This is a genomic window from Microcoleus sp. AT3-A2, assembly GCF_036705685.1.
Classification (GTDB): Bacteria; Cyanobacteriota; Cyanobacteriia; order Cyanobacteriales; family Microcoleaceae; genus Microcoleus.
Genome location: NZ_JAUBVF010000001.1, coordinates 329,560 through 343,548 on the forward strand (window position 1 = coordinate 329,560; position 13,989 = coordinate 343,548).

A 13,989-nucleotide genomic window follows, 5' to 3' on the forward strand; every position below is an offset into this window, starting at 1 on the left:
CAGTCGATTTTAGATGTTAGATTTTAGATTTTAGATTTGACTCCACATCTTAGATTTTAGATTTTAGAAGCTAAGACAGGTTTCCCAGTCAATACAGCTTGTTCGATAATGTCAGCGGCGCGCTTGACTCCGCCCGATCGCCCGATCGCCCCTTGCATCTCGATCGCCCTTTGTTTATACGACTCTTGGGTTAGCACTTTCACAATTGCCGATCGGACTTTAGAAACGCTCAATTCCTTCAAAGAAACCACTTCGCCAACACCCGTATAAGCAATCCGCGCCGCCACTCCCGGCTGATCATTGGCCACAGGAATTGCCACCATCGGTACTCCATTGCTCAATGATTCCAAAGTCGTATTCATCCCAGCGTGAGTAATCGTGAGAGTGGCTTTTTGCAGCAATTCTAATTGTGGTGCATAACCAACAACGAGCGGATTTCCCGGCAAGGGCGGCAAGGATTCGGGAGTCGCACCGCCGCCGAGAGATATTACCAATTGGGCGTCTAATCCTTCACAAGCAGAGGCGATTATTTGAAAAACTTCCGAGTGATTTAGAATCGTTCCCATTGAGGCATAAATTAAGGGTTTGCCGGTTAATTTTTCAAATGGGAAAGATACTGATTTGCGAGTGGCTGGGTTGTGAAAAGGGCCCGTGAAATGGAAATAAGCGGGTAAATTTTGTCGGGGAAATTCAAATTTTGCCGGTTGCTGGCTGATTTGAGCGAGTTTGGAGTAATGATCGTTTGGGTGGGAATAGAGAGGTAATTTCCACTGGAGGCGAGATTCGGCGATCGTCTCTCGAATCGGCTTGGTAAGCAAATTGAATAACTGATAGCCGATTTGATTTCGTAAGCGCCCTTTCCAAGTTGGACTGTATTGCCAAGTAGTAACAACGGGAGGAATGTTGGGTTCTCGATTCAGCATCAAGGCGCTGCAAATTGTGATATAAGGAATGTTTAAAAAGTCCGCAATTGTTCCTCCTTCAAGTGAAACTTGGTCTACGAGTAAAGCTTCTACACCAGCTTTTTTGAGAATTGCTGGAGCTTGTGAGAGGAGAATATCAGAACCTTGGGTGATTAGTTTAATAGTATATCGCAAGGCAGTTAATCCGCTGAGTTTTCCCATTTGGGCAAGACCTTCGGCACTCGCTCCGGCGGGAAATTCATCTTCGCCTAATGGCTGGAATTCTAAGCCGCTTGCTAAGGTTGTGGCTTGAGCATCGAGGAAATTAAATACGGTGACTCGATGACCTCGGCGAAGCAGTTCGCTGCCCAAAGGTATCATGGTGTTGAGGTGGCCGGTGGATGCCGGACAGAAGATGCCGAAGTGGGTCATTAGGGAAGGCTCCGTGTGAGTTTAAACTTGTTTTAGCATTTAATCGGCGGTATGAGTAGTTTGTGTTGGGGGGTTGGGGCGTGGGGGCGTTGGGGCGAGCGCTTGGAGAAACTCAGGAATGGGACGCAGGCTTCAGTCATTGCAAGAGAGTGTTACCAGTCTATATTTGTATGCGATCTGCGATACCTAGCCAAAAGTTCAGGTAATCTCCTCAACTAAATGTGAGTTAAAACTCAGTTGTTTTTAGAGGTTCAAAACTCTACTTTGAGCTAGCTACTTTAGCCTGGGAATTTCGTAAACTAAATTTACGCAAAGACCAGCACTAGCTTAGCTGGAACAAATCAACAAGGAGTAACTTCCATGTCGAGTGAAAGCATCATAAAAAAAGCAGCAGCAGAACAAGAAAGCTCAATAAATCAAGAATTGAACGACTTGGAATTAGACGCGATCGCAGGCGGTATGCGTACTATCACAGTCAGCGGCGAAAGGCCCAAATTTGGTCTGGGGCCGTCCATGCAATTAATTGAAGCAATGCAGTCCTATTACGGACAGAAGTAATGAACTGCTTGTAACTAGAAGCGATCGCGCTTCTGCTACGGTCAAGCATCTTCCGCAAATTCTTTCCTTTTTCCCTATTTTTAACTGGTAGGGATTAGGGAAACGCAAAAAATGACAACAACCCTGTTTTCCGCATGGCTGCATAAATCAACCAAATTTTTACCAATTAGAAGAGTAGAAGATTTGGTTAATAGAGGCTTGGTTAGCAGCCAACTCGAAAAAACAACCTCGATTATCAAAGGAGAAATCTAATGTCTATCGCAACTCTCAATCAGTTTTACCAAGAAGTAGTGTCCGATCAGGCTTTGCAACAGCGATTTCAATCGGTAACTAACCGGGCAGGAGTCGTCAATATGGCAGTTGAATTAAGTCAAGAAAATGGCTATAATTTTACTTCAAAAGAGGTGGAAGAGTGGCTCAATACCCACAGTCCCGACGCAGCTAGTGGTGAGTTGAAAGATGAAGAATTAGAGGCTGTAGCTGGTGGTAAAGACAACCCTAATGATGAGATTGACTGGGGGCTGACAATGAAGGTGAACGGGTCTAATCCTAATGCTTGGGAACTTTTTGAACAGAGCAAACAGTAAATACTTGGTAGAAACTTGTAGCTCTTAAATGATTACGGCAACATAGGAGACAAAGAATTGCATTTAAAAAATGTTTTTTTGTCTCTTATGGAGTAAAAATTTAAGGTGGGATATCGTTATCAGGCTTAACCAAAAAAATATTTGCCAGAAAAACTTCCTTGCATTAAGCGGAGCGGAAAGTTTTTTAGTATTTTTGAAAATTGAAAAAAGCTAAATTATGTACACATTCAATAAACTAGATAATACTTTTACAGCACTGCTGTATCAGCAATTTACCTTTCCTATATTTCGTCCCCTATTGGCAGCTTTAAAACCCGAAGATTCTACTGTTGCGCTCGCAGCTTCGGACTCCAACGAACCCATTGGTTTAGCCATAGCAGAGATTAAACCTGATAGTAAATGTGGTGAGATACTTTCTATTTTTGTAAAACCAACCTATCGTTGTCAGGGAGTAGGTACAGTTCTTCTCACTCGTTTGGAAAAAGAGTTGATATCTCAAGGCTGTAAAACTGCAAAACTGATTTATACTTCGGGTCAACCAACAACACCAGCTTTTGAACGTCTTCTCCAAAAGTGCAATTGGCTACCTCCTCAACCTCGGATGCTAGTGTGCAAATCTAGTACAGATAAAATTATTAATGCTCCCTGGATGCAAAAAACAAAGCTTCCAGATTCCTACAGCATTTTTCCTTGGATAGAGATTAGTGAAGCCGAACGGCTAGCACTCCAGAAACAGCAAGAAATATTTCCTTGGATTCCCAAAGATTTACTTCCTTTTATACAAGAAGAAAATTTTGAGCCTCTCAACAGTTTGGGTTTGCGTTATCAAGGAGAGGTAGTAGGATGGATGATTAATCATCGCCTCGCACCCGACACCATTCGCTACACCTGCGGTTTTCTGAGGCCGGATTTGCAAAAAATGGGACGATTTATTCCTCTACTTGCTAATGCAATTCAACTTCAAGCAAAAGCTAACATTATCAATGGCATTTGGACTGTATCAGTTAAACGTCCCTCTATGGTTAATTTTATCAAAAAACGAATGGCTCCCTACTTGACTTCTTTTAAGGAAAGTAAAGAGTCCTGTAAATTCTTAATTCAAAGCTAGAGCCATAAATTTAAGTAGCTAAAGGTTGACTAACAAATCCAAAAAAGTTTAATTTTATAGCTAAAATTACTTAATTTGTAACTTCATGTTTCCACCAAAGATGACGGCACTACAGCCAGTATACCTCATGCAGCAAGCCCCGGATATGGGTAACACTACAATATTTAGCGTTGGCTTAGTTATCACCTGCTTGCTATTGCTAATTTTGTTGTGGCTGCCCGATTTGCTAACAAAAGAATAAGCATCATTGTACTGTCGCCCAGAGGGCGGAAGTACCATACAGCAGTGCAAGCGTCTCGCTCGCTATGTATAAGCAAGCGAGCGAGACGCTCGCACTGCATTAAACATTGCTTACTCTATCTGCCGCGCCACTAATCGAGCAAATAATCCTCCCTGTTTTACCAATTCCTCAAACGAACCAAATTCTACCAAACGGCCGGCTTCAATTACATAAATACGATCGGCATTGCGAATCGTACTCAGGCGGTGGGCGATGACAATTCGGGTAACATTTAACTTATCCAAACTCTCAGTAACGATCGCCTGCGTGCGGTTGTCCAAAGCACTCGTAGCTTCATCCATCAGGATAACCTTTGGTTTGACAACCATCGCGCGGGCAATTAACAATCTTTGTCGCTGTCCTCCCGAAAGATTCGTGCCGCCTTCGCTGACAACCGTGTGCATTCCCATCGGCATTTGTTCGATATCGGCGGCTAAACCGGCCATTTGCGCCGCTTCCCAAGCTTCCTCCTGCGTTACCATCGCCCCGCAGGTAATATTGTCAAACATCGAACCAGCATTAATTCTGCCGTTTTGCAGCACTACTCCTAACTGCCGCCGCACAGCTTGAACGTCGAGGCCTGCTAAATCTTGATTGTCGTAATAAACAGTCCCACTTTGTGCTATTTCAAATCCCAATAACAGCCGAAATAATGTTGATTTGCCACTACCAGACGGCCCGACGATCGCGATAAATTCCCCCGGTTGAATATTGATGCTGACATCATCTAAAATTGGGGGGCCGTCCTCCCGGTAGCGGAAAGTCGCCCTATCGATCGTAATTTGACCTTTTAATCGGCCCGGATCGGCTTTTGTCGGGTCAGATTCCGGGATGCCCTGGACGATCGGTTTGGCTCGCTCCCACAGCGGTACAATTCCTAAAATATCAGTTAGGGTATTGCTCAAATCAGTGACGCCAGAAAGAAAAGTGCCGAAGGCGGAATTAAAAGCAAGAAAGGTTCCCATATTCAGTCCGCCTCCTTCTGTTTGAGAGGTTTGCATGAACACAATTGCAAACCAAAACATTAGGATAGAACTTACTAACGGCAGCGCTTCGTTAAATACAGAAACGCTGTCGTCAATTCGTTTAATTCCCGTTCTTAGTTTAATTTGTTGGCTGTATTTTTTCGCCCAAGCTGCAAAGGCTCGCCCTTCGGCGGCTGCTACCCGCAGCTTTGATACTCCGTTAATTAGTTCTACTGTCAGCCCGTTAATGTCCCCTTCTCCTGTTTCCATCTGCCGCTCTTTTGGGATTAAGAGCAAGCTGGATGTGACTGTTACTATAACCGCCAGAAAAGTTAAGCCAATTCCGACTAAAGTCAGCGGCAGGCTGTAAATAAACATCAGCCCCAAATTCAGCAGGGAAAATATGGCGCTCAAAAGTGTCCGCTGCGTCGCGCCGCTGAGTTGGGCGCGAATTTGATTAACTGCTAATAAACGAGTCAGCAAGTCGCCAGAAGAATAGCTGCGAAAAAATGCCGGTTTTAATCTCAGCATTCGATCCCAAACTGCCGGCTGGAGAGTGCCGCTGGCAGCATTTTCGATCCGCAGCGTCAGAATTGTTTGGGCGATGCTAAATACAGCCCGTCCGATCGCCGCAACTAACAATACCAGCCCTAACTGCCACAGTAACAAACGATCGCTGTCAGGAATAGCATCATTGACCAAAATCGAGGTAGCTTGCGGCGTCACCATCCCCAGCAGCGTTCCCAATATCCCCAGCCCGAAAGCAACGATGATATCTTTTTCGTAGCCCTTCGTTCCGAAGCGAAACAGTTCCGCAGCGTTGTGAAGCAATAGCGGCAGGGGCCGGTAAAACATGAGAGTTTCTGACGACAACTCTTGGGCGATTGCTTTAGTTACCCGTTTGCGAGTGCGAGCGCTCGGATCGAACAAAGTATAGCGAGATCCCTTACCAGGCAACAAAGCTACTGGTCGATCGTCGGACTTTGTATAAGCCAATAGCGGGCCGCAGTTCTGCCGCCACCAATCCCCAGCCAGCAGCACGCGGCGGGTGCGAAATTGCGACGATCGCGCGATCGCCTCCATCGGATCTTTCACTCGGCTGAAATCTTCCGAACCCGCCGGGGGATTGACGGTTATACTTTGTGCCTTACCTACAGCCCCAGCAGCGATTAACAGCGGTGTTCCTTCCTCAGACAAGGCAGTTTTCCGGGGATGCAAAACCTCGGTTAAATCTCCCAAAGCTGTCTGAGTTACTTGGCGGTTTAGCTGTTCGCGTTCCTGAAAGCGCCGAAATTCCTCGGCTTTTTGCTGGGAAACCAGCAAGTTCAAGCAGCAGCAAAAATACTCGTGCAGCAAAGCTAAACTCGCGGGCAGCCAGTCGGCATTTTCCACCTCTGCTGTTGAGAAAATTTGCACCTCAACTTCCCCCGATGCCACCAGCAGCATATTCCCAGCCAGGGGAAACGCTGGGGAAGCGGAATTTAACTGCAATTCCCCGACACTCGCATCGCCCGACGAGACGCGCACCCAGACAACTGTTCCCGGCGGCGATCGCAGCATTTGACCTTTTTGCAGCGATATCTGCTGCGAGGCTGCTACAACCTCAGTTTCTGGGGCAACTTTTTCCTCCGGGGCGTGAAGCGGATCTATGCCGTAGGGAATCACTCGTTCTCCCAAATGCTTTATCCACCCTTGCACCAGCGATCTCGTTTTGCTCTCACCAGCAGCAACTAAAGCGGCACAATCTGCGATCGCGATCGGTTCCAGTTCCGTTTCGGCGATCGCGATCGCCAGAATTCCCCACCCATCCCCCAGGGCAGCGCCGAACAAAGCCTCGCCTGCACCGACGCCGAACAGATAATAGCGGTTGCCCGCAGGCTTCTCACTTTGTATCTTGGCTGCAAAGACTGCGATCGCGCCCGACTTAACAATCCATACCTGATGCGGGTCATTCAGCAGCAGCGGTTCATTTCCTTTAACTCGGTGCAGTTTCTTAACAGGATTTAGATCGAGCATAGCTAGTAATTTGTGATTAGTAAGATCAAGTCTGGTTAGTTGCTTGTACAGCAGATGGCAAGTTTATGAAGTACACATCTATCTGATCGATCGATACCCGTAGGGACACGGCATTGCCGTGTCCCTACAAGGGCTCTGTAGCTTACCTCAAAAGTTCGGTATTTCTGTTTATTGTTCGTTCCCAACCAAACGAGCATAAGCTCCTCCCAGCTTTTTCAACTCCTCATGAGTTCCTCTCTGAACTACTTTCCCCCCTGCAAGCATAATAATTTCATCGCAATCTCGAATCGTACTCAAGCGGTGAGCAACCACAATACAAGAAGTACCGCGACGCCTCAAATTGCGATCGATAATTAACTCTGTTTCAGCATCCAGAGCACTCGTTGCTTCATCCAGCACCAACACCGCTGGATTCCTCACCAATGCCCTGGCAATTTCCAAGCGCTGCCGCTGTCCGCCACTCATATTTGTCCCCCCTTCATTGAGTTGAGCATCGTATCCTCCAGGCATATTCAAAATAAGTTCGTGAATTGCCGCATCAATGCACGCTTGCACTAAATCTGCTTCCGGTACTGTCGGGTCCCAAAGCGTGAGATTTTCCCGAACAGTGCCGGCAAATAGAAATATCTCTTGTTCGACCATTGCCAGCGAATTTGCTAGGATAGAACGCGGAATCAAATTGCGAGGAACCCCGTCAAATAAAATTTCGCCATTCATTGGTTCGTAAAGTCCGGTAACAAGTTTGGCAATAGTAGATTTGCCCGAACCGCTGCCCCCCACTAACGCTACCCGCTGACCCGGTTTTACGGTTAAGTTCAAGTTGTCAATTAACGGCGCTTCCAAGCGGCTGTAGCCAAAACTGACACTCCGCAATTCAATGCTTCCTTGCAGGTGAAAAGCATCTGGTGCGATCGCGCCGCGGCCGTTTTCATTATTAAAAGAATCGCGATATGCTTCAGGATCGATCGGGTTTTGTAAAACGTCATCAAGTCGGCTTAAATCGGCTTCTAATTCTTGCAAAGTGCCGCCAAAATTGACCAGGTTGTTAACAGGTCGGAGGAATTGTTGAGTGAGACTTTGATAGGCAATTAACATCCCGATACTCAAACCGCCGTTCATCACCCGCAAGCCCCCGACAACCAAGATAGCAGTTGCAGCTAATGCCGTTAAAAATGCTGGCAATATTGACAATATTTGAGTGGGCAAAGCTAATTCTTGCTGGGCGTTGCTCATTTTGGCATAGTACCCGGCAAACTTAGAAAATAAATCGAATTCTAAACCGCTAGCTTTGACAGTTTCAATAGATTGAATGCCTGCGATTGCAGCACCGCCCACCTTACCTGTTTCCTGAGCTAATCTGGTGTTAGCATCGACGCGGCTGCGGGATAAAGATTGCAGTGCCAAAAAGTTTAATGCTGCAAAAACAGCGGCAACGCTGGTCAATACCCAGTCGTACATAACCATAATTATCGCATAGAAAACCATCATCACCGCGTCGATCGCAGTTGCAGCAAGTTTCCCCGATAAAATTTCAGCAACCTTGTCATTAACTTGGCAGCGGCTGCTAATTTCACCTGCAAACCGCTGCGCGTAAAATCCCACAGGCAAGCGCAAAGTATGCCAGAGAAACTGTCCCGACATCGAAATCGAAAGTTTGTTTGCCAGCCGCCGCAAATAGAAAAGCCGCATCCGCGCTAGCAGCCCTTGGACTGCCGCCGCAAACAGCATTCCCAATATTAAAGGTCGCAGCCACTCGTGACGGTTTTCGACCAGAATTTCATCTACAAAAATTTGGGTAAATGCCGCGCCAGCCAAACGGGGAACAGTCAGTAATAAACCAGCAATTAAACAAAATGCGATCGCCCAGCGGGAACTTTGCAATCTTGAATCTAAAGCACTGGCAATACTCGGTTTTTTGCCGCCCTTTTTAAACTCCGGCCCAGGCTCAAAAGTCAAAACAACGCCAGTATAAGCAGACTTAAATTCTTCTAGAGAAACAGTCCTCGGCCCCGATGCGGGGTCGTTGAGATAAACGCGCTTTTTCTTCATCCCCTCAACCACCAAAAAGTGATTGAAATTCCAAAAAACAATAAAAGGTGGGGGTACAGTTTTCAACTCTTCGACAGTTTTTTTAAACCCTTTAGCATCTAAGCCGTAAATTCTGGCTGCTTTAAGGATATTAGAAGCTTTACTGCCATCGCGAGAAACGCCGCACTCGCTCCGCAATTGAGCTAAAGGTACCGGGTGTTCGCAGTAACTTAAAATAATTCCTAAAGCAGCAGCACCGCATTCTACTGCTTCCATTTGCAGCAGGGTGGGAGTGCGAACTCGCCTTAATTTGCGCGGCGTAAAAAACTTGTCAATCCAGGGAATTTTCATTGCTTATTAACGGGTAATTAGTAAATGAACAAGACTGACGCACCGGGGCCTAGAAACCGGGTTTTTTACGAAAATACTTCGTGAGGGCGAGCAGATTAGGTAAAAAACCCGGTTTCTGACTACCCATGCGTCAGTCCTGTTGTTAGTAAACTCCTGTCAAAGATCGAAAAATAGGAATCACGTAAGAAATCGGCGCTAACTGCCCGATTTGAACCCGAACTAGCGCAGTAGTACCGGGGGAAATCTTGAGAGGAGGCCCGTTCGAGGAAGACCATTTGTAACCGCTGATAGTGTTCGGATCTTCCTGCAATTCCACAAAAACTTGCACGGGAGCACCGCCACCAGCGATGTTTTTCGAGATGCTGTCAGCCAAATTTTCATTGCCGATAATTGCCGACATATCTTGATTAGTAACCGGAAAAGGAGAAACTTGCGTTATTTTGCCGACAATGCCGCCGTAGCGCTCTCGCTTGACGACGCTAGGGGTAACTTGTACAGTCATTCCCGGTTTAATTTGCTTGCCGTCTCTGTCAGCAAAATAAACAAGACTGACCATTTTTTCGCGAGCATTTTGAGATTCAACTGTCCCGATCCTTGTACCGATGTTCAGCATTTGACCTGCAACGGCGCTAACTTCTAAAACGCGGCCGTCGTATTGGCTGGTAATTTTGCTGTCGGCGGTCAACTGATTCTGCAAGTGGGCAATCTTGCGTTTAACTTCCTGAATTTGATTTGTTTGGGCGATCGACTTTTCTAAATCTTGTTGAGCTAGTTTGACCGCTTGAGTTTCCATGTCTTTAATCTTAGTTTTGATTTCGTCAATTTTATTCAGGTTTTGCAGGTACTCCCGTTCGGCGTTACTTTTCTGCACTTTAAGTTCTTGGAGATTGTTTTTAATTTCGTTAAGGCGGTTGAGATTTTGCAGGTACTCTCGTTCGGTATTCGTAGCTTCTACTTTGAGTTGCTGCCGGTTGTTTTTGATGTCGTCAATTTTATTGAGATTTTGCAGGAATTCGCGATCGCTATTGGTTTTCTGAACGTCGAGTTCCTTTAACTGCGTTTCAATATCTGCCAGTTGCATCTGAGAGTCCGCGAATTCCTGTCTCGCTTGCAGCATTACATCCTCGCTGATAGCCCTCTCTTGTTCGTAAAGAACGCGCCGAGTTTCAAACCGCTGCTGCAAAGTTTCCACCAAAGAAGTGATGTGCTGTTTTCGCTGCAAAAGACTGTCGCGTTTTTTGGCGATCGCGGCCAGAGTTTGCTGCCGCAATATCGGTGCAACTTGTTCCCGCCGCAAACTTTCTTCCAAACTTTGGCGTTTTTCTGCTAATGCTGTCAGAGTTTGCTGTCGCAGTACCGGCGCAATTTGTTCGCGGCGTAAACTTTCTTCCAAACTTTGGCGTTTTTGCTCTAATGCAGCCATACTTTGCTGGTGCAATATTGGTGCAACTGACTCCCTATTCAAGCTTTCTTGAAGGTCTTTTTGCTGCTGTTCTAGGGTTTTTAATTCGAGGGCAATCTGCTGTTTTTGCAGCTTATTAGTATCTTGCTTTTGCCCTTGCAGTTCAGCTAATTTGGCTTTTTCTTGCTCTAGCTGCTGCTTGAGGTCTAGTTTATCAATTCTGCCGATTTCCTGACCGCGTTTCACTGCATCTCCCGGCTTGATATTGAGCTTTACCAATTGACCGGAACTAGCAGCTTGAAATTGCACGACTCGGCGGGGCAGAAGCAACACGCCTTGACCAGAAACAGTCAGCGGAATTCGCCCGATCGCACTCCAAACAGCAGCAGCAGCAACTAAACAGCCAATTGCAGTTAGTGGCAGCCACGATCGAGGACTAACCACCTGCATCATTTCGTCGAGGCGTTCCGGTGAAGATAAGCGATCGATCGCTTCAGTAGTGAAAAGTTTGTTTTGTTTTACCTGCATCAGCTATTCCTTTCGAGAGTGCGATCGCGGCTTTAAGCAGGGGTGTATTTGAAGGGGAAATTCCTTGCCAGTCAATTGAGGCCCAAACAATTTCCCAACAAACGTTCAAAGCTTCCGTGCAATTACTTGAATGTTCTCACTCCTGTTTGCAGCTTGCCTGTAAAATCACTTTACGGCAATTAACCCTGGTAAGACCCTAACTAAAAGTAGAGTTTTCAGCTAACAAAAAGACCAGCTTACAGCCAGTCTTCCGACGGGGGAATGACCCGAACTTTTGGCTAGGTATCGCCCGCAGCCAGTGCCTACACATTGGTCACAGTTAAGCTAAAAACACTTTTGTCAATGACTAAAATTACTCTAAGGTATCGAAGTAACAACTTAAAATGTCGTGCAATTTGTTCAAGGAGGTGGGGTAGAACATTTACGACTTCTGCAATGATTGTTATATAGTTTGATTTTTGATAAAATTACTGAACCAACCCTAGTGCAACAAAAGGTTCTAGTTTTGCTTGGTATTTCTCTAATTTATACGCAGTAAACCGGGGGCAAAAATCTTTATTTCAAACGCTTAATGTACACTGAATATGCCTTTTGTCAGTTGGGGAAGTTCAGTGTAATTGGTGATTGGTAATTGTAGGTGGGGTAGAAGGAAGGGAAACCCACCTACAATTACTATTAACAGTCAACAGTCAACAGTCAACAGTCAACAATTAATAGTTAACTGTTGACTGTTAAAGAATGCGTGTGCCGAACTCACTAGAAACTGCCGGAAGGGCTGTTCATTCTCTCGATTTAGAACTTTTGGAGAGCTTACCCTCAAAAGGTTGAACTCCACTATTTGGATAGTTGTCATCGCTGGGGCTAAAAATCCGCACCGCTGCTTCCGAAACGTAACGCATCGCGTTTGCCAAAGATTTAGAAAGATTCATAGAATCTGCCTCTCTTGTCTGGGTTCTGATACTTTTAATATTACTCGGATTTTTGGGCTGTGGATGAGTTTAGCAATATTTATTTGAATTACTTATTGGTCTGCAACAATGAAGCAAGCTGAAGGTTTGAGACATTACACATTTTTGGACGATCGACCTTTTGCTGATAGATTTTTCCTGGCTCAACTCAAGCAGTCGCGATCGCCCTTCGACGCTCAGAAACCGAGTTTTCTAACTCTATTCAAAGGCTGCAACGAAATATTTTCGCAAAAAACCCGGAACGCTTGAGTGTTTATGCTTAATTCCTGAGTTTGTTAAATTAAGTATTTATATGGATTTTACCATAATATTAATGTACAAATCAACCAAAATCCGCTATTAAAGGGCATAATCAGCGAATTTTTTCGACAAATATCTGCAATCTTCATCAAATATTTACAAAAAGATATGGTGTTTGTCACTATAATTAAGAAAAAGAAGTTTGTCCGGGGTTTTTCTTATGGAAACTGCGACAGAAAGCCTGCAGCTCACAGGTTTTGAAGAAATCTTAGAAGACCGGGAACTGACGGTTTCTTCAGCAGATTACAGCCTTTTGACCGATCTCTACCAGCTAACGATGGCCGCTTGTTACGTCGGGGAAGGGCTCGACGGGCGGGCCGCGAGTTTTGAATTATTCGCGCGCAGGCTGCCAGAGGGTTTTGGCTACGCGATCGCGATGGGTTTGGCTCAAGTTATCGATTATTTGGAAAAATTTCGGTTTTCGCCGACGCAAATTCAGGCTTTGCAGTCCACTGGGATTTTTGCAGGTGCCCCGGAGCGATTTTGGACTTTACTCGCCACAGCCCGTTTTACTGGCGATGTTTGGGCGGTGCCGGAGGGGACGGCGGTGTTTGCCAATGAGCCTCTGCTGCGAATTGAGGCTCCTCTGTGGCAGGCTCAGTTAGTGGAAACTTATTTATTGAATGCCATAAATTATCAAACTTTGATTGCGACGCGGGCTGCGCGGCTGCGCGATGTGGCGGGTCCGGAGGCTAAGTTGCTGGAATTCGGGACGCGCAGGGCTTTTGGGCCTCAAGCTGCTGTTTGGGCGGCTAGGGCTGCCCTGGCTGCGGGGTTTGACGGAACTTCTAATGTTTTGGCTGCTTTGAAGTTGGGCCGCAAACCTGTCGGTACGATCGCCCATGCTTTAGTGATGGCTGTGGCTGCCCTCGAAGGCAGCGAGAATCAGGCGTTTGCAGCATTTCACCGCTATTTTCCGGGGGCGCCGCTGCTGATCGATACTTATGATACTGTGGCGGCGGCGCGGATGTTAGCCGATCGAGTAAACAGCGGTGAAATGCAGTTGGAAGGCGTGCGACTGGATTCGGGCGATTTGGCGCTGCTGTCTCGGGAAGTTCGATCGATCCTGCCTGGGGTTCCAATTTTTGCTAGCGGCGATTTGGACGATCGAGAAATTGCTAAATTAAAAAGTAGCGGCGCTTGCATTGACGGTTACGGTTTGGGAACGAAGTTGGTCAGCGGTTCCCCTGTCAACGGTGTTTATAAGTTGGTGGAAATTGACGGGATTCCGGTGATGAAAGAGGCAAGCGACAAGGTAACATATCCCGGAAAAAAGCAAATTTTTAGACATATTGAAAATGGGCAAATTCTCGGAGATTGTTTGGGATTGTCGGGAGAAAATATTAATAATTGCGATTCTCATATACCATTAATGAAATTGGTTGTCAAGGACGGCAAACGAGTGCAGAAGCCTGAAAGTTTGCACGATATCGCGAAACGAACTGCTGCTTCTGTCGCCAGTCTTCGCCCCGAAACTCGCCAACTTGACAACCCGATTTCGCTGCAGGTGGAAATTTCTACAGATTTGCAGAGTCTCACCCAAAAAACGAAAAAGAGTCAGTAG

The 13,989-nt window shown here is 46.1% G+C and carries 12 protein-coding genes; 7 read left to right on the plus strand and 5 right to left on the minus strand.

Going from position 1 to position 13,989, the window contains the following annotated elements:
* Positions 1-56: 56 nt before the first annotated feature.
* Positions 57-1,334, minus strand: coding sequence for a glycosyltransferase (locus tag QUB37_RS01480; protein WP_333158403.1), 1,278 nt, complete (start codon positions 1,332-1,334; stop codon positions 57-59).
* Positions 1,335-1,694: 360 nt separating this feature from the next.
* Here QUB37_RS01480 and QUB37_RS01485 point away from each other — a divergent pair, with 360 nt between their 5' ends.
* The 5 genes from QUB37_RS01485 (at position 1,695) to QUB37_RS01505 (ending at position 3,828) form a co-directional block, all read left to right on the plus strand.
* Positions 1,695-1,892: a hypothetical protein gene (locus QUB37_RS01485; RefSeq protein ID WP_333158405.1), complete on the plus strand. Its 198-nt coding sequence runs from the start codon at positions 1,695-1,697 to the stop codon at positions 1,890-1,892.
* A 111-nt stretch (positions 1,893-2,003) separates the two neighbouring features.
* Positions 2,004-2,144: a hypothetical protein gene (locus QUB37_RS01490; protein ID WP_333158407.1), complete on the plus strand. Its 141-nt coding sequence runs from the start codon at positions 2,004-2,006 to the stop codon at positions 2,142-2,144.
* Positions 2,144-2,479: a Nif11-like leader peptide family RiPP precursor gene (locus QUB37_RS01495; RefSeq protein ID WP_333158409.1), complete on the plus strand. Its 336-nt coding sequence runs from the start codon at positions 2,144-2,146 to the stop codon at positions 2,477-2,479. The genes QUB37_RS01490 and QUB37_RS01495 overlap by 1 nt, the downstream gene beginning before the upstream one ends.
* 217 nt (positions 2,480-2,696) lie before the next feature.
* Positions 2,697-3,587 carry a GNAT family N-acetyltransferase gene (locus QUB37_RS01500; RefSeq protein WP_333158411.1) on the plus strand — a complete coding sequence of 297 codons (891 nt, stop codon included), beginning with the start codon at positions 2,697-2,699 and terminating at the stop codon, positions 3,585-3,587.
* Positions 3,588-3,672: 85 nt separating this feature from the next.
* A complete protein-coding gene (locus QUB37_RS01505) occupies positions 3,673-3,828 on the plus strand; it encodes a hypothetical protein (RefSeq protein WP_333158413.1) in 156 nt (51 codons plus the stop codon).
* A 110-nt stretch (positions 3,829-3,938) separates the two neighbouring features.
* On the opposite strand, the gene QUB37_RS01510 is transcribed toward QUB37_RS01505, so the two are convergent.
* The 4 genes from QUB37_RS01510 to QUB37_RS01525 all read right to left on the minus strand — a co-directional run bounded on the left by QUB37_RS01510 (position 3,939) and on the right by QUB37_RS01525 (position 12,086).
* A complete protein-coding gene (locus QUB37_RS01510) occupies positions 3,939-6,848 on the minus strand; it encodes an NHLP bacteriocin export ABC transporter permease/ATPase subunit (protein ID WP_333158415.1) in 2,910 nt (969 codons plus the stop codon).
* Positions 6,849-7,016: 168 nt separating this feature from the next.
* Positions 7,017-9,227 carry an NHLP family bacteriocin export ABC transporter peptidase/permease/ATPase subunit gene (locus QUB37_RS01515; RefSeq protein WP_333158416.1) on the minus strand — a complete coding sequence of 737 codons (2,211 nt, stop codon included), beginning with the start codon at positions 9,225-9,227 and terminating at the stop codon, positions 7,017-7,019.
* Positions 9,228-9,369: 142 nt separating this feature from the next.
* The gene (locus QUB37_RS01520) at positions 9,370-11,157 is read right to left on the minus strand and encodes an NHLP bacteriocin system secretion protein (protein ID WP_333158418.1); all 1,788 of its coding nucleotides are present in this window, start codon (positions 11,155-11,157) and stop codon (positions 9,370-9,372) included.
* 779 nt (positions 11,158-11,936) lie between these two features.
* Positions 11,937-12,086, minus strand: coding sequence for an isochorismate synthase (locus QUB37_RS01525; RefSeq protein ID WP_333049849.1), 150 nt, complete (start codon positions 12,084-12,086; stop codon positions 11,937-11,939).
* Positions 12,087-12,194: 108 nt separating this feature from the next.
* Between QUB37_RS01525 and QUB37_RS01530 the strand changes: the two genes are divergently transcribed.
* The gene (locus tag QUB37_RS01530) at positions 12,195-12,374 is read left to right on the plus strand and encodes a hypothetical protein (protein ID WP_333158420.1); all 180 of its coding nucleotides are present in this window, start codon (positions 12,195-12,197) and stop codon (positions 12,372-12,374) included.
* 211 nt (positions 12,375-12,585) lie between these two features.
* Complete coding sequence (locus QUB37_RS01535) at positions 12,586-13,989, plus strand: nicotinate phosphoribosyltransferase (protein WP_333158422.1); 1,404 nt, start codon at positions 12,586-12,588, stop codon at positions 13,987-13,989.

Bases quoted from the DNA above. Each gene is read 5' to 3' on its own strand.
- QUB37_RS01510 (WP_333158415.1), bottom strand. From the start codon at position 6,848: ATGCTCGATCTAAATCCTGTTAAGAAACTGCACCGAGTTAAAGGAAAT.
- QUB37_RS01530 (WP_333158420.1), top strand. From the start codon at position 12,195: ATGAAGCAAGCTGAAGGTTTGAGACATTACACATTTTTGGACGATCGA.
- QUB37_RS01520 (WP_333158418.1), bottom strand. From the start codon at position 11,157: ATGCAGGTAAAACAAAACAAACTTTTCACTACTGAAGCGATCGATCGC.
- QUB37_RS01535 (WP_333158422.1), top strand. From the start codon at position 12,586: ATGGAAACTGCGACAGAAAGCCTGCAGCTCACAGGTTTTGAAGAAATC.
- QUB37_RS01515 (WP_333158416.1), bottom strand. From the start codon at position 9,227: ATGAAAATTCCCTGGATTGACAAGTTTTTTACGCCGCGCAAATTAAGG.
- QUB37_RS01500 (WP_333158411.1), top strand. From the start codon at position 2,697: ATGTACACATTCAATAAACTAGATAATACTTTTACAGCACTGCTGTAT.
- QUB37_RS01495 (WP_333158409.1), top strand. From the start codon at position 2,144: ATGTCTATCGCAACTCTCAATCAGTTTTACCAAGAAGTAGTGTCCGAT.
- QUB37_RS01485 (WP_333158405.1), top strand. From the start codon at position 1,695: ATGTCGAGTGAAAGCATCATAAAAAAAGCAGCAGCAGAACAAGAAAGC.
- QUB37_RS01525 (WP_333049849.1), bottom strand. From the start codon at position 12,086: ATGAATCTTTCTAAATCTTTGGCAAACGCGATGCGTTACGTTTCGGAA.
- QUB37_RS01490 (WP_333158407.1), top strand. From the start codon at position 2,004: ATGACAACAACCCTGTTTTCCGCATGGCTGCATAAATCAACCAAATTT.
- QUB37_RS01480 (WP_333158403.1), bottom strand. From the start codon at position 1,334: ATGACCCACTTCGGCATCTTCTGTCCGGCATCCACCGGCCACCTCAAC.
- QUB37_RS01505 (WP_333158413.1), top strand. From the start codon at position 3,673: ATGTTTCCACCAAAGATGACGGCACTACAGCCAGTATACCTCATGCAG.